Raw genomic sequence first — 18,936 nt, 5'->3', positions numbered from 1 at the left:
GCTATACAATGCAACGACGCCCATGCCTGCTGCAGTCCCATGCAAAGGAATCGCCATGATCCACGACACTTTCTGGCTGACCGCGAGCGACCGCAGCCGCCTTTTCGTCAATCAGTGGCTGCCGGCCGCGCCGCTCAAGGCGGTGATTCTGCTGGCCCACGGCATGGCGGAACACAGCGGTCGCTACGCCCGTCTGGCGCAAGCGTTCTGTGATCAGGATTACGGCGTCTACGCACTGGACCTGCGTGGACATGGCAAAACCGCCGAAAACGGCACCCTGGGCCATTTCGCCGACGATGATGGCTGGTGCAAAGTAGTCGGCGACCTGGCCAGCCTTAACCAACATATCGGCCAACAGCATCCCGGCGTGCCGATTGTGCTGCTGGGCCACAGCATGGGCAGTTACATTGCCCAGGCTTACTTGCTGCACCACAGCGCCAGCCTGCACGGGGCGATTCTCAGCGGCTCGAACTTCCAGCCCGTGGCGCTCTATCGCGTAGCGCGGCAGATTGCTCGCCTCGAACGCCTGCGCCAGGGTCCCAAGGGCCGCAGTGCGCTGATCGAATGGCTGTCGTTCGGCTCGTTCAACAAGAAGTTCAAACCGGCCCGTACGCCGTTCGACTGGCTGAGCCGCGACCCGGCCGAAGTCGACAAATATGCCAATGACCCGCTCTGCGGCTTTCGTTGCACCAATCAGTTATGGATCGATTTGCTCGGCGGCTTGCAGCAAATCAGCAAAGCGTCCAATCTCGCCCAGATCGATCCGGGCCTGCCGCTGCTGGTGATTGGCGGCGAATGTGATCCGGTGAGCGAAGGCAAACGTCTGAAAGATCTGGCCCACGCCCTGCGCGATGCCGGCTGCCAGAGCCTGCACCTGACTATTTACCCGCAGGCCCGGCACGAACTGTTCAATGAAAGCAACCGCGATGAAGTGACTGCCGACGTGCTGAACTGGATCGCCCAGGCCTTGAGCAACCGCCGGCCACCCAGAGCCGAATAGTTTTTTGTGGATTCATTTAATTCGTCACAGGAATCGAGACAGATGACCCAAGTTACCAACACCCCTTACGAAGCCCTCGAGATCGGCCAGAGCGCCAGCTACAGCAAGACCGTCGAAGAGCGCGACATTCAACTGTTCGCCGCGATGTCCGGTGACCACAACCCGGTGCACCTGGACGCCGAGTTCGCCGCCGCCTCCATGTTCAAGGAGCGTATTGCCCACGGCATGTTCAGCGGCGCGTTGATCAGCGCGGCGGTGGCTTGCGAGTTGCCTGGGCCGGGGACTATCTATATTGGTCAGACGATGAGCTTTCAGAAGCCGGTGAAAATTGGCGATACGCTGACGGTGCGCCTGGAGATTCTCGAGAAACTGCCGAAGTTCCGTGTGCGTATCGCCACTCGAGTGTTCAACCAGCGCGATGAGCTGGTGGTCGATGGCGAGGCGGAAATTCTGGCGCCGCGCAAGCAACAGACCGTGACATTGCCTACCCTGCCGGCAATAAGCATCGGCTGATTCACCGGTCACTGTGGCGAGCCCCCTCGCCACAGTGAATGCAGCGTTATCGCTCACCTCCCTGCGCCTGACTTCGCATGCAAAATGCCTGTATTTTCCAGACTGTTTTGAATAATGACGACTGATGATGAACCCCGAAAAGCTCGAACTGCTGATTACCCGTGTAATGCCCTTCGGCAAATACAAGGGCCGGATCATCGCCGACCTGCCCGGCCAGTACCTGAACTGGTTTGCTCGCGAAGGTTTTCCCCACGGGGAACTGGGCGGTTTGCTGGCCTTGATGCAGGAAATCGACCACAACGGCCTGTCGGAACTGCTCGAACCGCTGCGCGCCAAACACGGCAAACCCGCCCCGCGCCACTGACCCGCCCTTCTGACCGAGCAGCCCCATGCCCGATAACGCCCGCCGTACCCGCGATGAAGCCTTTTGGCAGACCTTTGCCGACCGCTACGCTGTCGAACCCGGCCCACTGAATCTGGAAAACGGTTACTTCGGGCGCATGTCGCGCACAGTGGTCGAGGAATATCAGCGCAATATCGAACTCATCAACCGCGGCAATTCGGTGCACGTGCGCCAGCGCTTCGAACACGGCGAAAGCGCCACGATTCGCGCGCAGCTGGCCGAGCTGATCGGAGCACCAGCCGAAGCCGTCGCCTTCACCCGCAACGCCTCGGATGGCCTGCAATCGCTGATCCGCAACTACAATCGCCTGGAACCGGGCGATCAGGTCCTGCTGTGCGATCTGGAGTACGACACGGTCAAGGGCGCGATGCGCTGGCTGGCCCGTTATCGAGGCGTGGAAGTGATCGAGATCGAGCACCGGCACCCCGCCAGTTTTGACAGCTTACTGGCCACCTACCGCGATGCTTTTGTACGTTATCCGCGACTGAAGCTGATGGCCCTGACCCACGTCACCCATCGCACCGGGCTGGTGATGCCGGTGCAGGCCATTGCCGCGGCCGCCAGGGAACACGGTATCGATGTGATCCTCGACGGCGCCCATGCTCTGGGCCAGATTGAATTCAATCTCGATGAACTGGGCATCGCCTTTGCCGGCTACAACCTGCACAAATGGATCGGTGCGCCACTGACCCTCGGCTTCATTTACATCGCGCCCGAGCGCTTGGCCGATATCGACCCGGACATGGGTGAAATGCATTTTCCGGTCACGGATATTCGCGCCCGCACGCCGTACAGCACCCCGAACATTCCGGCCTTGCTGACCCTGCCACTGGTGTTCGAAGAACATCGCACCATGGGCGGTTCCGTCGCCAAGGGCGCACGACTCAATTACCTGCGCAACCGCTGGGTCGATGCCGTTCGGGAGTTACCGGGGATCGAAGTCATGACCCCCGATGACCCGCGCCTGTATTGCGGCATCACCTCGATGCGTTTTACCCGGCAGGCCGACCAACAGGCGCTGGTCGAGCGCCTGCTCAACGACTACAACCTGTTTACCGTGGCGCGCAGCGGCGCGGCGTGTGGCCCGTGCATCCGCATTACGCCGGGGCTCATGACCATGGCAGCGGACATGGATGTACTGGCCCGGGCGTTGAACGAATTGCGCTGACGTCACACCGTGTACTTGTCGAAGTCCTCGGGTTTGATCTGCGATGACACCGCAAACGTATCGACACCGATGGTCATGTGCCCGAAAAAGCCGTCTTCATTCGAGTCTCGACCGATGGTATGGACGCTCAAGGTCGAGGCTTCGCCGCCCATGCTCTGATAGATCACATCCTGCTCGTTGCTCAGCGCACAGGTGCCGCGCCCGCTGTACTCACGGGCGTTGAGCACCGACCTGGATGTGACTTGAGGAAAGTAAAGCTGGCCGACCCAGGCGACATGCCGCTCTTGCAGATAGTTGTTGCCGGCCGTAATGCGTACGGCGACGTGAATGTGCAAAGCGCGGCCGGCATAGAACCCCGGATAAATCGTGGTAAACCGCGCGATGCCCATTTTGTTGGTGAATTGCCCACCACGCAGCCAGGTGTCGTCATCGGTGCGCGGGATCGAACCGATGGCATCCACGTCGACCTCCTTGTCCGGGTCGATCTTGCTCCAGCCCGAATACGCCCCGCGTGCATTGCAATGCCAGATATCGACCAACGCCCCGGTGACTGGCTGTCCGGTCATGGCATCGACGATCGTCAGCCGCAGCACCAAGGGGATGCCATCCATGCCTTCGCTGATGTTTCGTCTGATCAGCTTCGGGTTTCGAAAATACGGACCGGCGATCTGTTCAGGTGACAGTTGGCAAACCGGTTGAGGGGGAGCAATTGCAGCGTTGTCGTCCATGTCGTTCTCTCTTCCATAAGATGAACGCAGGTTAACGCCGGACGTGCGACAAGATGCGGTAACTATGTATCGCATGATGTCCTGTAGGAGCGAGCTTGCTCGCGAAGGCGGTGTCATCTTCTACGTTGTGGGTAACTGACACACCGCTTTCGCGGGCAAGCCCGCTTCTACAGTTTTCTTCAGGCAAAAAAAAACGGTGCACCGACCAAGCGCACCGTAAAGCCGTAGAACACACAACGAGGTGTTTGGTAAATCCGGTAAATCCGATCAGTCCAGCAGGGCCAGCGCCTCGGCGGTGCACTCCTGGATGCGGGCCCAGTCGCCGTTCTTGATCCACTCGGGATCAAGCATCCAGCTACCGCCCACGCACATCACGTTTTTCAACGCCATGTAACTCTTGATGTTGGCCGGGCTGACGCCGCCGGTCGGGCAGAATTTAACTTCGCCGAACGGGCCGCCCAGGGCCTTGATGGCCGCGACGCCGCCGCTGACTTCCGCCGGGAACAGCTTGAAGCGGCGATACCCCAGGCAATAGCCTTCCATGATGCCGGAGGCGTTGCTGATGCCCGGCAACAGCGGGATCGGGCTGGCGACACTGGCTTCGAGCAGGTCACGGGTGATGCCTGGCGTCACGATGAATTGCGAACCGGCGGCTTCGGCAGCGGCCAGCATGCTGCGATCGAGCACCGTACCGGCGCCAGTCACCAGTTCCGGACGCTGCTCGCGCAGGATCTGAATCGCCTTGAGACCGAACTGCGAACGCAGGGTCACTTCCAGCGCCGTCAGGCCACCGGCGGCCAGGGCGTCGGCCAACGGCAGCACGTCCTGTTCGCGAGCAATGGTGATCACCGGCAGGATCCGCGCCTTGGCGCAGAGGCTGTCGATCAGGGCAACTTTGTCCGCCATGGAAACGGTCGGGAATGTGTTTGTCATAGCGGCTGATCCTTGGTTCATGGGCACCAGTAAATCTCTAACGTGGGTTGCAGAAACGCCCGAATCGGCATGGCGGCGACATCGTCACCGGCTACTGCGGCGCTCAGGGTGGTCAGCTTGGACTGACCGGAAATCGAGAGAACGGTGTGCCTGGCTGAAGCCAGCAGCGCGCGACTCATGGTCAGGCGCTGATGGGGCACGGTCGGCGCCAGCATCGGCCAGCAGCGACGGGTACCGTCGATTTTCAAGGCGTCGGCCAGGTTCGGGCTGTTGGGGAACAGTGACGCGGTGTGACCGTCGTCGCCCATGCCCAGCACCAGCACGTCGATCGCGGGCAATTCGCCGAGCAAGCGATCCGCCTGCTCAGCGGCCTGTTCCAGGTTGGCGGTGGCACTGTAGAGGCTCAGGAACTGGGCCTTGGCCGCCGGGCCTTGCAACAGGTAACGCTTGAGCAGACCGGCATTGCTGTCGGCATGTTCCACCGGCACCCAGCGCTCGTCAGCCAGGCTGACCACCACCTTCGACCAGTCCAGCGCCTGCTTGACCAGGTGCTGGAAGAACGCCACCGGGCTGCGCCCACCGGACACCACCAGTGTCGCGGTGCCTTTAGCGGCAATCGCGTCGCTCAGTTGTCCGGCCACCGCCAATGCCAGGCCTTCGGCCAGCAGCACCGGGCTTTTGAACTCATGGGCGCTGACGCCCTGAGGCAGTTTCAATTCAGATATCGCCATACCACGACCTCCCGTCCCGCGTGATCAGTGCAATGGAGCTCATCGGCCCCCAGGACCCGGCCGCGTACGGCTTGGGTGCATCACCGGACTTTTTCCACCCGGCGATCAACTGGTCACACCATTTCCACGCGGCTTCGATTTCATCTTTACGGACAAACAGGTTCTGATTGCCGCGCATCACTTCCAGCAACAACCGCTCGTAGGCATCGGGAATCCGTGCGCTGCGCCAGGTGTCGGAAAAATTCAACTGCAACGGACCGCTGCGCAGCTGCATGCCCTTGTCCAGGCCTTGCTCTTTGGTCATCACGCGCAAGGAAATGCCTTCGTCCGGTTGCAGGCGGATGATCAGTTTGTTGCTGATCTGCAAGCGCTGCTCGGGGGCGAAGATGTAGTGCGACGGCTCCTTGAAGTGGATGACGATCTGCGACAGCTTTTGCGGCATGCGCTTGCCGGTGCGCAGGTAAAACGGCACGCCGGCCCAGCGCCAGTTACGAATGTCGGCACGCAGGGCGACGAAGGTTTCGGTGTCGCTCTGGGTGTTGGAGTTAGGCTCTTCCAGATACCCGGGCACCGATTTGCCTTCGCTGTGGCCGGCGATGTACTGGCCGCGCACCACCTGAGTGCTCAGGCCTTCCGGGCTGATCGGTGCCAGCGCCTTGAGGACTTTGACTTTCTCGTCGCGGATGCTGTCGGCGGACAAGTCGGCCGGCGGGTCCATGGCGATCAGGCACAGCAACTGCAGCAGGTGATTCTGGATCATGTCCCGCAGTTGCCCGGCCTTGTCGAAGTAACCCCAGCGGCCTTCGATCCCGACCTGCTCGGCCACGGTGATTTCCACGTGGGAGATGTAATTCTGGTTCCACTGGGTTTCGAACAGGCTGTTGGCGAAACGCAGGGCAATCAGGTTCTGTACGGTCTCTTTGCCCAGGTAGTGGTCGATGCGGTAGGTGCGGTTCTCCGGGAAGAACTGCGCCACGGCGTCGTTGACCTTGCGCGAGGATTCCAGGTCCGAACCGATGGGTTTTTCCAGCACCACGCGGGTGTTTTCGGCCAGGCCGACCTTTGACAGGTTCTCGCAAATAGCGCCGTAAACCGCTGCCGGCGTGGCGAAGTAGGCAATCACCCGCTGGGCGCTGCCTGCCTGCTCGGCCAGGGCGACGTAATCGTCAGCCTTGAGGAAGTCGACGTGCAGGTAGCTCAAACGGGCCAGGAAGCGCTCGAGCACGCCTTCATCCAGCTCTTTGGCGCCCACGTAACGGCGCAGCTCGGTGGCGATGAACGCCAGGTGCTGTTGCTCGCTGCCGGGTTCACGGGCCAGCGCGATAATGCGCGTATCCTCATGAAGCAGGCTGGCGCCATCGAGTTGATAAAGGGCAGGAAACAGCTTGCGCAAGGCGAGATCGCCGAGAGCGCCGAACAAGGCAAAGGTGCACGGTTCAACCGTAATCGAAGGCATGATGTTTGTTCTTTTATCAAGTTAAGCTACAAATACCTTTTTTCAAGGCATCATTCAAGGGAAAATGTAGTAATAAACACAACATTTTCGCAAAATATAGATTCCGAGTGGTGGTCGGTCGGAGCCATCAGTAGGATAGGCCACCGTTATGGGCTGTACCAAAGGCCCAATTTGCATAGCCGAGCGCTTGTTTGCGCAGGTGAATTTAGGAACCCCATATGGACCGCGTGCGAAATTTACTGGAGCAAATCCAGAATCGCCTTGAAGACCTGAACAAGGCAGAACGCAAAGTCGCCGAAGTGATCCTGCTCAACCCACAGCAGGCTACGCGCTTCAGCATCGCCGCCCTCGCCCAGGCCGCGTCGGTCAGTGAGCCGACGGTCAACCGTTTCTGCCGCTCGTTCGGTGTCAGCGGTTACCCTGAACTGAAACTGCAACTGGCCCAGAGCCTGGCCAGTGGCGCGGCGTATGTCAGCCGCGCGGTGGAAGCCGACGACAACCCGGAAGCCTACACCCAGAAAATCTTCGGCAGCGCCATCGCCTCCCTGGACAGCGCCTGCCAGGCCCTCGACCCGAACCTGATCAGCCGCGCCGTCGACCTGTTGATCCAGGCCCGGCAGATCCACTTCTTCGGCCTCGGCGCCTCGGCCCCGGTGGCGCTGGATGCGCAGCACAAGTTCTTCCGCTTCAACCTCGCCGTCACCGCCCATGCCGATGTGCTGATGCAGCGCATGATTGCCTCGGTAGCCCATACCGGTGAGTTGTTCGTGATCATTTCCTACACCGGTCGCACCCGCGAACTGGTGGAAGTGGCGCGCATCGCCCGGGAAAACGGCGCTTCGGTACTGGGGCTGACGGCCGAGGGTTCGCCGCTGGCCAAGGCCAGTACCTTGAGCCTGAACATTCCGTTGCCGGAAGACACCGACATTTACATGCCGATGACCTCGCGGATCATTCAGCTGACCGTGCTCGATGTGCTCGCCACCGGCATGACCCTGCGCCGGGGCGTGGATTTCCAGCCGCATTTGCGCAAGATCAAGGAAAGCCTGAATGCCAGTCGGTATCCGATTGGCGATGAGTTTAGTTAACCCACGCCGATCGTTCCCACGCTCTGCGTGGGAACGCAGCCCGTGACGCTCCGCGTCACTGGACACGGAGCGTCCCTTGAGGCATTCCCACGCAGAGCGTGGGAATGATCATTACGCCCCAACCCGCGCCTGCAAACTCAAATGCGCCCGCTCCCCCGGTGCCAGGCACAGGCTGTCGGTGCCGCCGCTGGCCGCTTCCACACAGACAAACTCTGAAATCTCGTTCCAGCTCACCCCCAGCAATGGCCGCGAGCCGGGATGCCAGACCACCGTGTCCGCATGGTCACCGGTGTCGATGCACAGTTCCCGCTGCCAGGCATGGTCCTTGAGCTGCAATTCGCCGTCATGCTGGAACACGCGCTGACATCCACCGTCGACCCGCAACTCGCCTTCCTGCTGGCAAACCTGGCGGTTCAACTGGTCGTAACCTTGCGCTCCCTCGAGCCCAGACAGCGCTACCTCACCGACGTCGCCAATACGCCAATAGGCATGCAACGCCTGGCTCAACTGGCACGGCATGTCGTCCTGATGCTCGGTACTCAGGTGTAAATCCATGCGTTCGCCCAGATGGGCGTGCAAGTCCACTTGCCAGTCGCACAGCTGTAATTGCCAGTGCAGGCGCACGCCATCGTCGTCACTGCTGCTGTCGAGCAATTTCCAGTCGAGCAGGCGCGCCCAGCCATGGGACGGCCAGGCGTTTTCGCTTGGGTGGCGGCCATACCATGGCCAGCACACCGGCACGCCGCCGCGAATCGCACCGACGTGAGGCCATTTCGCCGCGCACCACAGCCAGGGTTTCTGACCCTTTGGCTGGAAGTGCAGCAACTGCGCGCCCTGACGACTGAACACCGCCTGACACAGCGGATGATCAATCACCAGCACGTCGCGCATCTGATAGCGCTCCCACGCAAACAGCGGACGTTCGCGCAAGGATTTGAAGAAGCGTTGTAGCGGATGCTCAAGCATGTGCCACGGTCCTGAAAATCATCTATCACCCGAGGGTGCGCCACCCCCAAAAAAAAGCGGACAGCCATGGCCGTCCGCAAAAATGCGCACATAGAGAGGAGCTTATCGCAACAGCGTTAGAACACCGACTGAATTTTCAGACCGGCGACCAGCGCGTTGTCGACTTCATCCACACCGCCTGGGTGAGTGATGTATTGCAGGTTTGGACGCACCGTCAGCCAGTTGGTAACGTGGAAACCGTAGTTGATCTCGTAGTTGTACTCAGTGCTGCGCAGTGGCGAGAACAGCGGATCGTTGTAGTCACTGACACCATTGGCGGCGTTGACCAATTCGGCGTTTTTCTTCACGTCATCGTTGACATGGATACGGGCGAAACCGATCCCGACGTCGTCTTTTGGACGCGCATCAAACGGGCCCTTGTACACAAACATCAGCGACTGGTAGTTGTCGACGAAGTTGGTGTCCTTGTCGTGGAAGGTGGCGTTGGCCGCAATGTTCAGACCGCGTGAAGCATCACCGTTGTGGGTGGTGAGTTGTTGCTGCGCCACGAACCAGTAGCCGTGCTTGCTATCGTGGCTGCGATAGGCGTTGCCGGTGGTAGCTGCATCATCGCCGTTGGCATCTTCACGGACGTCATCGGCGTCGGCAGTACTCTTGTAGTAACCGACACGGTATTCGCCGGGCAGGTTGTTGACCTTCGGTGACCAGACCAATTCAACCGGCAAGACGGTGCCCTTGGTACCGCTGCCGCTGAGCTTGAAGCCGTTACCGTGCTCAAGTTGCGATGGGTTCTGGTTGTACGCGCCGATCTGCGCATAGAGTTCAGGCGTGATGTTGTACTTCACGCGAATCGCTGCCTGCATGACCGGCCAGTTGTACCAGATACCGGTCGCCCAGTTACCCGCCTGGGAACCACAGAACGCCAGGTTCTGGAACTCACACGGGAAGGTGTTGAAGTCTTCGCCTTCGCCGAAGTAACCGGCTTTGACGTCCAGTTTATTGTCGAGGAACTGGTGCTTGATCCACAACTGGGTCAAACGGACCATGTGGCCACGGCCGTAGACTTCCTGCGAGGAGCTCAAGGTGCCGGCACGCGGGTCGCCGACACGGTCATTGGAGATGTTCTCGCCGTTACGGTTGGTGAGTTGGATCTTGGCCTGGGTGTTATCCCAGCCCCACAGCTTTTCCAGGTCCAGCGCCACGCCCAGGCCGAACTGATCGGCGTAACGTGCGGTCTTGTCGTCGTTGTAGCCACCATGCAGGTTGGCGCCCACTTCACCGACGTAGTCGGCCTTGATGTCGATACCTTGCTCAATCAGCCTGGTCCGCTCGCCACCCCAATCCCCGGTCATCCATGGCGACTCGGAGCTGAACGCTTCAGCAGCATGCACACTGCTCGCCAGACACATCGCCGCAATCGCAGACAACTGGCAGATTAGCTGAGCGTTGTTGTTCTTCTTCATCCCTACATCCTCGTCTTTATTGTTATTAACTGTTTTTATCTAACGCGGTTTACAACGATTGCGGCGGATGTAGCCATCCGCCGCGAATCCCCCCTGTGGGAGCAAGTCGGATCGCCGCACTGCCGCTCCCACCTTTCTGATCTTCAGCGGCCTTTGAACTGGGTCACGTTGGCACTGTGAGCTTCGGTTTTCGGCAAGCCAGCAACGCCCAGGCGCTCACCGGTCTTGGCATCGAACAGCAGCACTTTCGATGGATCGAATTGCAGCGTCAGAGTCTCGCCCACGGCCGGCGCGACGTCCGGTGCCAGGCGGCAGCAGACTTTGGTGTCGTTGAGATTGACGAACACCAGGGTGTCGGGACCGGTCGGTTCGGTGACCTGCACTTCGGCGCGGATGGTCGGCAGGCCGTTGGCTTCGCCGTTCGCCAGCACGATTTGCTCCGGGCGCATGCCGAGGATCACTTCGCGGTCTTCGAGCCCGGCGTCCTGCATGCCCAGCGGCAATTCGCAGCGCGCCTGACCGCTGTCGAGCAGTGCCAACAGGCGACCGTCCTTGCGCTGCAAACGCAGGGGGATGAAGTTCATCGGCGGCGAACCGATGAAGCTCGCCACGAACAGGTTGGCCGGGTTGTTGTAGATGTCTTTCGGCGTGCCGAACTGCTGGATGATCCCGTCCTTCATCACCGCCACTTTGTCGCCCAGGGTCATCGCTTCGATCTGGTCGTGGGTCACGTAGACCGTGGTGGTTTTCAGACGCTGGTGCATCAGTTTCATTTCGGTGCGCATCTCGACCCGCAGCTTGGCGTCGAGGTTGGACAGCGGTTCGTCGAACAGGTAGATCTTCGGCCGACGCGCCAACGCCCGGCCCATGGCCACGCGCTGTTGCTGGCCACCGGAGAGCTGGCCCGGCTTGCGGTTGAGCAGGTGTTCGATTTGCAACAGCTTGGCCACGCGAGCGACTTCCGCGTCGATGTCGGCGGCAGGCATCTTGCGGATCTTCAAACCGAACGCGATATTTTCGCGCACGCTCATGGTCGGGTAGAGCGCGTAGGACTGGAACACCATGGCGATGTCGCGGTCTTTGGGGCTCATGCCGCTGACGTCCTGGTCACCGATCATGATCGCGCCGCCGGTGATGGTCTCAAGGCCGGCGATGCAATTCATCAGGGTCGATTTACCGCAACCCGAAGGGCCCACAAGAATCAGGAATTCACCGTCCTTGATCGACAGCTCGATGTTCTTGAGGGTGTCCGGCAGGCCGGGGCCATAGGTTTTGTTTACATTGCGAAGTTCGAGCGTAGCCATGATTACCCCTTGACTGCGCCGGCCGTCAGCCCGCGCACGAAATACTTACCTGCGACCACATAGACCAGCAGGGTCGGCAGCCCGGCGATCATCGCCGCCGCCATATCAACGTTGTATTCCTTGGCCCCGGTACTGGTGTTGACCAAGTTGTTCAACGCCACCGTAATGGGTTGCGAGTCACCGCTTGAGAACACCACGCCGAACAGGAAGTCGTTCCAGATCTGGGTGAACTGCCAGATCAGGCAGACCATGATGATCGGGGTGGACATCGGCAGGATGATCAAGCGGAAGATGGTGAAGAACCCCGCGCCATCGAGCCGCGCCGCTTTCACCAGTGCATCGGGAACGCTGACGTAGTAGTTACGGAAAAACAGCGTGGTGAACGCCAGGCCGTAGACCACGTGCACGAACACCAGGCCTGTCGTTGTGCTGGCCAGGCCCATCTTGCCGAGGGTGAACGAGGCCGGCAGCAGGACCGTCTGGAATGGCAGGAAGCAACCGAACAGCAGCAGGCCGAAGAACAACTGCGACCCGCGAAAGCGCCACATCGACAGCACATAGCCGTTCAACGCACCGATGGCCGTGGAGATCATTACCGCCGGAACGGTGATCTTGATCGAGTTCCAGAAGTACCCGTCAACCGTGCCCCAGGCCTTGATCCAGCCAATACCGCTGACCACGGTCGGCCAGCTCAGCAGGTTGCCGGAGTTGATGTCTTCCGGCGTCTTGAAACTGGTCAACAGCATGACCACCAGCGGTATCAGGTACAGCAATACCGCAAGGAGCAGCACGCCATAGATCGCGATGCGACTCAGGCTGATGGCAGGTTTGGCAGCGAAACTAGTCATGACGTTTGGCCCTCAGCTCGGAGTACAGGTAAGGCACGATGATCGCGAGAATCGCACCGAGCATCAGAATCGCACTGGCCGAGCCCATGCCCATTTGGCCGCGACTGAAGGTGAAGGAATACATGAACATCGCAGGCAGATCGGAGGAATAACCCGGACCACCGGCGGTCATTGCCGCCACCAGGTCGAAACTCTTGATAGCGATGTGGGCCAGGATCATCACTGCGCTGAAGAACACCGGGCGCAGGCTCGGCAACACCACCTTCAGGTAAATGCGCGGCATGCTCGCGCCATCGATCTGGGCAGCACGGATGATCGATTGATCAACGCCACGCAGACCGGCGAGGAACATCGCCATGATGAAGCCCGAGGCTTGCCATACCGCCGCGATCACCAGGCAGTACACAACGCGATCCGGATCGATCAGCCAGTCCAGGCGAAAGCCTTCCCAGCCCCAGTCACGCAGCAATTTGTCCAGGCCCATGCCCGGGTTGAGCAGCCACTTCCAGGCGGTACCGGTGACGATCATCGAAAGCGCCATCGGGTACAGGTAAATGGTGCGAATGAAACCTTCGCGACGAATGCGCTGATCAAGAAACACCGCCAGCAACACACCGATCACCAGGGTGATGCCGATGAACATGCCGCCGAAAAGCGCCAGGTTCTTGCTCGCTACCCACCAGCGATCGTTGTCGAACAGCCGCTGGTACTGCGCCAGACCCGCCCATTTGTAAGTCGGCAGGAAAGTCGAAGTGGTGAACGACAGGACGAAGGTCCACAGGATATAGCCATAGAACCCCACCAGAACAATGAACATGCTCGGCGCCAGCACCAGCTTGGGGAGCCAGCGCTGCAGTGCATCGAACGGCGAGGCCTTGCTGAACACAGCAACAGAACTCATGGGAAGATCCAGTACGAAGAGAAAGGATTACAAGCGCTTCCCCTTGTAGGAGCGGCCTTCTGTGGGAGCTGGCTTGCCTGCGATGGCATCACCTCGGTGCAACTGATAAACCGAGGTGTCTGCATCGCGGGCAAGCCCGGCTCCCACAAAATCCCTCCCACAGGGGGGGCGCGGCTAACGGTTACTTGGCCGCTTTAATGGCAGTGCCGAGTTGCTTGGCGGCAGTGGCAGGATCGGCTTTCGGATCGTTGATGAAGTTGGTCACGACATCAAAGAAAGCCCCCTGTACCGCCAGCGTGGTCGCCATGTTGTGCGCCATGCTCGGCTGCAAGCCACCGGACTTGGCGTCCGCCAGGAAGTCTTTGGCAGCCGTCTGGGCGCAGGAGTCGAAACCGTACTTGCCCATGTCGCTCAGCATGTCGTTTCGAACCGGGATCGAGCCCTTGTTGATGCTGAAGACTTTCTGGAAGTTCTCACCCAGCACGATCTTGGCAATGTCCTGCTGAGCTGCAGCAGTGCCCTTGTCTTTCTGCTTGAACACGGCCAGCGAGTCGATGTTGTAGGTGAAGGCCTTATCGGTGCCCGGGAAGGCTACGCACTCGTAATCCTTGCCAGCGACTTTCTTGGCCGCTGTCCACTCGCTCTTGGCCCAGTCACCCATGATCTGCATGCCGGCCTTGCCGTTGATGACCTTGGCCGCCTCCAGGTTCCAGTCCTGGCCTTTGCCGTCGGCGTCCATGTAGGTCGCGACTTTCTTCAGTTCGGTCAGCGCCTTGACCATGTCAGGGCCGGTCAGCGCCGCGTTGTCCAGATCGACCAGGGCTTTCTTGTAGCCATCGACGCCCATGACCGACAGGACCACCGCTTCGAACACGGTGCTGTCCTGCCAAGGCTGGCCGCCGTGGGCCAGCGCGATGAAGCCCGCAGCCTTGAGCTTGTCACCGGCCGCGTAGAATTCCTGAAGGGTGGTTGGCGCTTTTTCAATGCCGGCTTTCTTGAAGACTTCCGGGTTGATCCACAACCAGTTGACGCGGTGAATGTTCACCGGCACGGCCACATAGTTACCGTCGTACTTCACGGTATCGGAGACTTTCTTGTCGAGCAGGCTGTCCCACTTCTCAGTTTTGGCAGCGTCTTTCAAGACGTCGGTATCGAGCAGGCCGGTAGACGCCCATTCCTGAATGTCCGGACCTTTGATCTGCGCTACGCCCGGCGGGTTACCGGCCACGGCGCGGCTTTTGAGTACGGTCATGGCCGTGGCACCGCCACCGCCGGCGACTGCGCCGTCTTTCCAGGTAAAGCCGTCTTTTTCGACTTGAGCCTTGAGCACATCGACCGCGGCTTTTTCACCACCAGACGTCCACCAGTGAACGACTTCCACCGAACCTTTGGAATCGGCGGCAAGGGCACTGACGGGGAATGCTGCAACAGGAAGCAGTGAGGCGAGAGAAATGACAGTAGCGAGGCGAGAAATCGCATTCATCTAGTAGTACCTTTCTTGTTGTTATGCATGCAAGTCTGGTGCTTGCGCTGCATAGGATTCTAAACAGGGGATGCCCCTTCGCAGGTAACGAAGGGACGCGCGAATGTCACTATATGGTTACATAGCTGGTTACACAGCAGCGCTCTGGGACAACTGCCCCAGCGCAGTGGCCATGCTCGGCGCCAACGGCAGGCGCGGGATCAATACGGCTTGCCAGGCGTGATACAGGTCGGGTTTGCCGGCCCAGATATCGGCGCTCGGACGGTTCAGCGGATCGAGTTCGTGATGCCAGCTGCCGTCACAGCGGTCGATGAAATGACGGTCACAGAATTCCCAGAACAGTCGGTACCAGCGCTCGTATTGCTCGTCACCGGTGCGTTTGAGCAGCGCACTGGCGGCGGCGCTGGCTTCGCAATGCGTCCAGTGCAAACGATGGCGAACCACCGCGCGATTGTCCCAGTCAAGGGTGTAGACAATGCCCGGCGCACCGTCGACGTCCCAACCGTGACGGCAATTATGCTCGAAGAGTTTTTGCGCATCGGTGGCGAGCCAGCCCGGCGTGAGCATCCCGGCCTGTACCCGCGCAGCTTCTAGGTGCAACAACAGCCGCGCCCATTCGAAACCATGGCCCGGCGTGGTGCCGTAAGGGCGAAAACCATCGGCCGGGTTGTCGTGGTTGTAGTCGCGCAGCGGCTGCCAGTCGCGATCGAAATGCTCGATCACCAGGTAATCGTTGGCGGCAGCATGATCGTGAATGACACGCTCAACGATGCGCTGCGCGCGAATCAGCCAGCGGTTGTCCTCGGTGACATCGGCCAGGGCGAGGAAGGCTTCGGTGCCGTGCATGTTGCTGTTGGCGCCACGATAGGCTTGCTCTTCGCTCCAGTCGCGGTTGAAGGATTCGCGCAAGGCGCCCTCCTCCTCGCTCCAGAAATGGCTGTCGATGATGTGGATCGCCTCGTCGAGCAAGGCTTGCGCACCGGGACGTTGAGCGACCACCGCAGAACTCGCGGCCAGCGCCACGAAGGCATGCAGGTAAGCGGCTTTGTCGGTATTGCCATCACGGTGTTCGGGCGTGGCGAACCAACCGCCGTGTTCGGCGTCACGCAGCGGCCCGCTAAGGGCTTTGATGCCGTGATCCACCAACTCGGCGAACCCCGGCAAGCCCTGGATATGGGCCATGGCGAAGCTGTGGGTCATGCGCGCGGTGTTCATGGTCTCGGCTTGCACGTTGACTGGAAGGCGACCCTTTTCATCAAGATTGCCGAAACCTTCGGCAAGCTTTGAAGCCTTGGCAAACGCCAACAGGCGCAGGCCTTCGGCGGCCAGCCATTGCTGATGGGCAGGCGCGTTCAGCCAACTGCTGAAGGCGGGTTGGAAGGTGTCCATGCGATACCTTTTTTTGTTGTTATGACTGGGACCAGTCTAAACAACGGTCGGTGGCGGGCAGGTAACGAAGGGGGAGCGTTATGTCACCGACCTGTGACATTCGCCCCAATTTTGAAGTGAGTGGTTATTTGTGGCGAGGGGGCTTGCCCCCGTTGGACTGCGCAGCGGTCCCTCTTTCAGGGCCGCTCCGCGCCCCAACGGGGGCAAGCCCCCTCGCCACAGGGTCGCTTTCAATCCACCGAGCGCGGCAACTGCAACGTCACCCGCAACCCGCCTTCGCGCAGGTTTTGCAGGCTGACTTCACCGCCATGGCTATGGGCAATGTTGCGCGCGATCCCCAGCCCCAGGCCATAACCCTGCTGCTGCCCGGCCAGGCGGAAATGCGGCTCGAACACTTGCTCCAGCCGCTGCTCCGGCACACCCGGGCCTTCGTCGTCGACATGCAGGACAAACGCGCTCTCGTCATCATCGATGTGTAGATGCGCGTTCTGCCCGTACTTCAAGGCATTGTCGATCAGGTTGCCGATGCAGCGCTTGAGCGCCAACGGCTTGCCGGGATACGGCGCCAACGCCCGCCCCTGCTGAGTCACGCGGCCGTTACCGTTAGGCGCCAGATACGGCTCTACCAGACAGTCGAGCACATGATTGAGATCCACCGGCTCGATGTTTTCGTGGATGTCGGTGTCTTTCACGCATTGCAACGCGCCCTTGACCAGCAACTCCAGCTCATCCAGATCGCGACCGAATTTGGCTTGCAGCTTTTCGTCTTCGAGCAATTCGACCCGCAGTCGCAACCGGGTGATCGGCGTGCGCAAGTCATGGGAAATCGCGCTGAACAACTGGCTGCGCTCGGTCAGGTAACGGCTGATGCGTTCACGCATCGCATTGAACGCGCGACCGACTTCCACCACTTCACTGCCGCCACCCTGAGCGACCGGTTCGACATCGGCGCCCAAGGACATGTCCCGCGCCGCCCGCGCCAATCGCTTGAGCGGTCGGCTCTGCCAGTGCACCAACAAGCCGATGAACAACAGCAAGAAGCCGCTGGTGAGGACAATGAACCAGACTTGCTGCGCCGGTAAGCCTTGCTCCTCCAGGCTGGTGTAGGGCTCGGGCAGCAAAGACGCGATGTACAACCATTCCCCCGGCGCCATCTGGATTTGCGTGACCAGCACCGGTGGGTTCACTGGCTCCAGGGTCAACGCGTAGTGCGCCCAGGAGCGTGGCAATTCATCGAGTTTCAGCCCGCTGTTGAAGATCCGCAGATCCTCGGGGCTGACGAACGTCACCGAAATATCGGCGTCTTGGCCCAGAGACTGGCGCAGCACTTCGTCCACCGCTTTGAGCACCGCTTCTTTGCGCGGCGTGATCGGCAGCACGTCCATGCCCAAGGGTTTGTCGTTGAGGGTCACCACGAACCGGGTGCCGCCCATGCTGCGCAACTGGTCGAGCACCAGCGGCCTGAACGCCACCGGCAACGAGCGGAAATAACTGACGCTGGCCGTCATCGAATGGGCCAGGCTGCGGGCGCTGGTAACCAGGCCTTCGAGCTGGGTGGCGCGCAATTGCGAGACCCAGATCACGCTCGACAGCGCCTGGGCAAACAGCACCGCCAGCAAGGTCAGCAGCAACATGCGCCCGAGCAGCGAGCGCGGCACGGGCACGCGCCCGGCGAGCTTGCGCAGGAACTCAGTGGCCATTGCCGGCAACCACGTTGGCTGCCAGTTGGTAGCCACTGCCACGCACGGTACGGATCAGCCGCGGCGGCTTTTCGGTGTCACGCAGGCGCTGGCGCAACCGGCTGACCGCCATGTCGACAATGCGATCGAGCGGCATCAGGTCACGGCCACGGGTGGCATTGCCGATGGTGTCGCGGTCGAGGATTTCCTGCGGGTGATCGAGGAACAGTTTCAGCAGCGCAAAATCGGCACCAGAGAGAATCACTTCCTCGCCGTCGATGTGGAACAGCCGATGGCTGACCATGTCCAGCCGCCAGTCATCGAAGGCCAGCACTTCGCCGCCGGAACGCTCCTGACCGAACTGCGCGCGGCGCAACAGGGCTTTGATGCGCGCCTGTAATTCACGGGGGCTGAAGGGTTTGCCGAGGTAGTCGTCGGCGCCCAGTTCCAGGCCAATGACGCGGTCGGCCTCGTCGGAGCTGGCGGTGAGCATGATGATCGGCACATGGGCCTGGCGCGGGTGCTGGCGGATCCAGCGGCAGAGGCTGAAACCGTCTTCGTCCGGCAGCATCACGTCGAGGATCACCAGATCGCTCGGCGCCTCGTTCAGCGCCTGACGAAACCCTGCGCCATCGGGCGTGGTGCGGACCTGGAAACCGGCACGGGTCAGGTAGGTGTCCAGCAACTCGCGTATCTCTTGATCGTCATCGACCAACAAAATCGACTTGTTGACTGAGCTCACGGCGGCGTCCTTGTTGTTTGTGTTGGGGAGGATTATGCCTGATCGTGCGTAAATTCGATCGTTACCACGCTCTGCGTGGGAATGCTTCAAGGGACGCTCCGCGTCCAGTGACGCGGAGCGTCACGGGCTGCATTCCCACGC

18 protein-coding genes are annotated in these 18,936 nt (G+C 60.5%); 5 read left to right on the top strand and 13 right to left on the bottom strand.

Annotated features, from left to right (window positions below; genetic code table 11):
• Positions 1 to 55: 55 nt before the first annotated feature.
• The 4 genes from HCU66_RS19985 to HCU66_RS19970 all read left to right on the top strand — a co-directional run bounded on the left by HCU66_RS19985 (position 56) and on the right by HCU66_RS19970 (position 3,084).
• Positions 56 to 1,000: an alpha/beta hydrolase gene (locus tag HCU66_RS19985; protein ID WP_205890140.1), complete on the top strand. Its 945-nt coding sequence runs from the start codon at positions 56 to 58 to the stop codon at positions 998 to 1,000.
• A 42-nt stretch (positions 1,001 to 1,042) separates the two neighbouring features.
• Positions 1,043 to 1,513, top strand: a complete 471-nt coding sequence (locus HCU66_RS19980; RefSeq protein WP_205890138.1) for a MaoC family dehydratase — start codon at positions 1,043 to 1,045, stop codon at positions 1,511 to 1,513.
• Between the two features lie 127 nt (positions 1,514 to 1,640).
• Complete coding sequence (locus HCU66_RS19975; RefSeq protein ID WP_205890224.1) at positions 1,641 to 1,877, top strand: DUF3820 family protein; 237 nt, start codon at positions 1,641 to 1,643, stop codon at positions 1,875 to 1,877.
• A 25-nt stretch (positions 1,878 to 1,902) separates the two neighbouring features.
• Positions 1,903 to 3,084, top strand: a complete 1,182-nt coding sequence (locus HCU66_RS19970; protein WP_205890136.1) for an aminotransferase class V-fold PLP-dependent enzyme — start codon at positions 1,903 to 1,905, stop codon at positions 3,082 to 3,084.
• A gap of 2 nt (positions 3,085 to 3,086) precedes the next feature.
• Here the strand turns inward: HCU66_RS19970 and HCU66_RS19965 are convergent, their stop codons facing one another.
• The 4 genes from HCU66_RS19965 to zwf all read right to left on the bottom strand — a co-directional run bounded on the left by HCU66_RS19965 (position 3,087) and on the right by zwf (position 6,932).
• Positions 3,087 to 3,812, bottom strand: coding sequence for an intradiol ring-cleavage dioxygenase (locus HCU66_RS19965; protein WP_205890134.1), 726 nt, complete (start codon positions 3,810 to 3,812; stop codon positions 3,087 to 3,089).
• A gap of 267 nt (positions 3,813 to 4,079) precedes the next feature.
• On the bottom strand, positions 4,080 to 4,745 hold the full coding sequence (locus HCU66_RS19960) for a bifunctional 4-hydroxy-2-oxoglutarate aldolase/2-dehydro-3-deoxy-phosphogluconate aldolase (protein WP_205890132.1): 666 nt from the start codon (positions 4,743 to 4,745) through the stop codon (positions 4,080 to 4,082).
• A 17-nt stretch (positions 4,746 to 4,762) separates the two neighbouring features.
• Positions 4,763 to 5,476 (bottom strand): 6-phosphogluconolactonase, encoded by a 714-nt coding sequence (pgl, locus tag HCU66_RS19955; protein WP_205890130.1) that lies wholly within the window; start codon positions 5,474 to 5,476, stop codon positions 4,763 to 4,765.
• Positions 5,463 to 6,932 carry a glucose-6-phosphate dehydrogenase gene (gene zwf / locus HCU66_RS19950; protein WP_205890128.1) on the bottom strand — a complete coding sequence of 490 codons (1,470 nt, stop codon included), beginning with the start codon at positions 6,930 to 6,932 and terminating at the stop codon, positions 5,463 to 5,465. Before zwf ends, pgl begins: the two co-directional genes overlap by 14 nt.
• A 227-nt stretch (positions 6,933 to 7,159) precedes the next feature.
• Between zwf and HCU66_RS19945 the strand changes: the two genes are divergently transcribed.
• Positions 7,160 to 8,020 (top strand): MurR/RpiR family transcriptional regulator, encoded by an 861-nt coding sequence (locus HCU66_RS19945; protein WP_176466927.1) that lies wholly within the window; start codon positions 7,160 to 7,162, stop codon positions 8,018 to 8,020.
• Positions 8,021 to 8,131: 111 nt separating this feature from the next.
• Here HCU66_RS19945 and HCU66_RS19940 read toward each other — a convergent pair whose 3' ends face one another.
• The 9 genes from HCU66_RS19940 to HCU66_RS19900 all read right to left on the bottom strand — a co-directional run bounded on the left by HCU66_RS19940 (position 8,132) and on the right by HCU66_RS19900 (position 18,795).
• Positions 8,132 to 8,986, bottom strand: a complete 855-nt coding sequence (locus HCU66_RS19940) for a D-hexose-6-phosphate mutarotase (protein WP_205890126.1) — start codon at positions 8,984 to 8,986, stop codon at positions 8,132 to 8,134.
• Positions 8,987 to 9,102: 116 nt separating this feature from the next.
• Positions 9,103 to 10,449 (bottom strand): carbohydrate porin, encoded by a 1,347-nt coding sequence (locus tag HCU66_RS19935; RefSeq protein ID WP_205890124.1) that lies wholly within the window; start codon positions 10,447 to 10,449, stop codon positions 9,103 to 9,105.
• Between the two features lie 143 nt (positions 10,450 to 10,592).
• Positions 10,593 to 11,753, bottom strand: coding sequence for an ABC transporter ATP-binding protein (locus tag HCU66_RS19930; RefSeq protein WP_205890122.1), 1,161 nt, complete (start codon positions 11,751 to 11,753; stop codon positions 10,593 to 10,595).
• 2 nt (positions 11,754 to 11,755) lie between these two features.
• A complete protein-coding gene (locus HCU66_RS19925) occupies positions 11,756 to 12,601 on the bottom strand; it encodes a carbohydrate ABC transporter permease (RefSeq protein WP_019581464.1) in 846 nt (281 codons plus the stop codon).
• Positions 12,594 to 13,502, bottom strand: coding sequence for a carbohydrate ABC transporter permease (locus HCU66_RS19920; protein WP_018926470.1), 909 nt, complete (start codon positions 13,500 to 13,502; stop codon positions 12,594 to 12,596). Before HCU66_RS19920 ends, HCU66_RS19925 begins: the two co-directional genes overlap by 8 nt.
• Positions 13,503 to 13,683: 181 nt before the next feature.
• Positions 13,684 to 14,985, bottom strand: coding sequence for an ABC transporter substrate-binding protein (locus HCU66_RS19915; protein ID WP_205890121.1), 1,302 nt, complete (start codon positions 14,983 to 14,985; stop codon positions 13,684 to 13,686).
• Positions 14,986 to 15,114: 129 nt separating this feature from the next.
• Positions 15,115 to 16,374 carry a D-mannose isomerase gene (locus HCU66_RS19910; protein WP_205890119.1) on the bottom strand — a complete coding sequence of 420 codons (1,260 nt, stop codon included), beginning with the start codon at positions 16,372 to 16,374 and terminating at the stop codon, positions 15,115 to 15,117.
• 230 nt (positions 16,375 to 16,604) lie between these two features.
• Entirely contained in the window at positions 16,605 to 18,074 is a 1,470-nt protein-coding gene (locus tag HCU66_RS19905) for an ATP-binding protein (protein WP_205890117.1), read from the bottom strand.
• On the bottom strand, positions 18,064 to 18,795 hold the full coding sequence (locus tag HCU66_RS19900; protein ID WP_205890115.1) for a response regulator: 732 nt from the start codon (positions 18,793 to 18,795) through the stop codon (positions 18,064 to 18,066). Before HCU66_RS19900 ends, HCU66_RS19905 begins: the two co-directional genes overlap by 11 nt.
• Between the last annotated feature and the right edge of the window lie 141 nt (positions 18,796 to 18,936).

The organism is Pseudomonas frederiksbergensis (genome assembly GCF_017114915.1).
GTDB classification, from domain to species: Bacteria; Pseudomonadota; Gammaproteobacteria; order Pseudomonadales; family Pseudomonadaceae; genus Aquipseudomonas; species Aquipseudomonas frederiksbergensis_I.
The sequence above is the reverse complement of the archived record's forward strand: the minus strand, read 5'-3'. Positions and strand labels throughout refer to the sequence as shown.

Bases quoted from the DNA above. Each gene is read 5' to 3' on its own strand.
- HCU66_RS19940 (WP_205890126.1), bottom strand. From the start codon at position 8,986: ATGCTTGAGCATCCGCTACAACGCTTCTTCAAATCCTTGCGCGAACGT.
- HCU66_RS19915 (WP_205890121.1), bottom strand. From the start codon at position 14,985: ATGAATGCGATTTCTCGCCTCGCTACTGTCATTTCTCTCGCCTCACTG.
- HCU66_RS19910 (WP_205890119.1), bottom strand. From the start codon at position 16,374: ATGGACACCTTCCAACCCGCCTTCAGCAGTTGGCTGAACGCGCCTGCC.
- HCU66_RS19925 (WP_019581464.1), bottom strand. From the start codon at position 12,601: ATGACTAGTTTCGCTGCCAAACCTGCCATCAGCCTGAGTCGCATCGCG.
- HCU66_RS19970 (WP_205890136.1), top strand. From the start codon at position 1,903: ATGCCCGATAACGCCCGCCGTACCCGCGATGAAGCCTTTTGGCAGACC.
- HCU66_RS19935 (WP_205890124.1), bottom strand. From the start codon at position 10,449: ATGAAGAAGAACAACAACGCTCAGCTAATCTGCCAGTTGTCTGCGATT.
- HCU66_RS19965 (WP_205890134.1), bottom strand. From the start codon at position 3,812: ATGGACGACAACGCTGCAATTGCTCCCCCTCAACCGGTTTGCCAACTG.
- pgl (WP_205890130.1), bottom strand. From the start codon at position 5,476: ATGGCGATATCTGAATTGAAACTGCCTCAGGGCGTCAGCGCCCATGAG.
- HCU66_RS19975 (WP_205890224.1), top strand. From the start codon at position 1,641: ATGAACCCCGAAAAGCTCGAACTGCTGATTACCCGTGTAATGCCCTTC.
- zwf (WP_205890128.1), bottom strand. From the start codon at position 6,932: ATGCCTTCGATTACGGTTGAACCGTGCACCTTTGCCTTGTTCGGCGCT.
- HCU66_RS19930 (WP_205890122.1), bottom strand. From the start codon at position 11,753: ATGGCTACGCTCGAACTTCGCAATGTAAACAAAACCTATGGCCCCGGC.
- HCU66_RS19920 (WP_018926470.1), bottom strand. From the start codon at position 13,502: ATGAGTTCTGTTGCTGTGTTCAGCAAGGCCTCGCCGTTCGATGCACTG.
- HCU66_RS19985 (WP_205890140.1), top strand. From the start codon at position 56: ATGATCCACGACACTTTCTGGCTGACCGCGAGCGACCGCAGCCGCCTT.
- HCU66_RS19960 (WP_205890132.1), bottom strand. From the start codon at position 4,745: ATGACAAACACATTCCCGACCGTTTCCATGGCGGACAAAGTTGCCCTG.
- HCU66_RS19980 (WP_205890138.1), top strand. From the start codon at position 1,043: ATGACCCAAGTTACCAACACCCCTTACGAAGCCCTCGAGATCGGCCAG.
- HCU66_RS19905 (WP_205890117.1), bottom strand. From the start codon at position 18,074: ATGGCCACTGAGTTCCTGCGCAAGCTCGCCGGGCGCGTGCCCGTGCCG.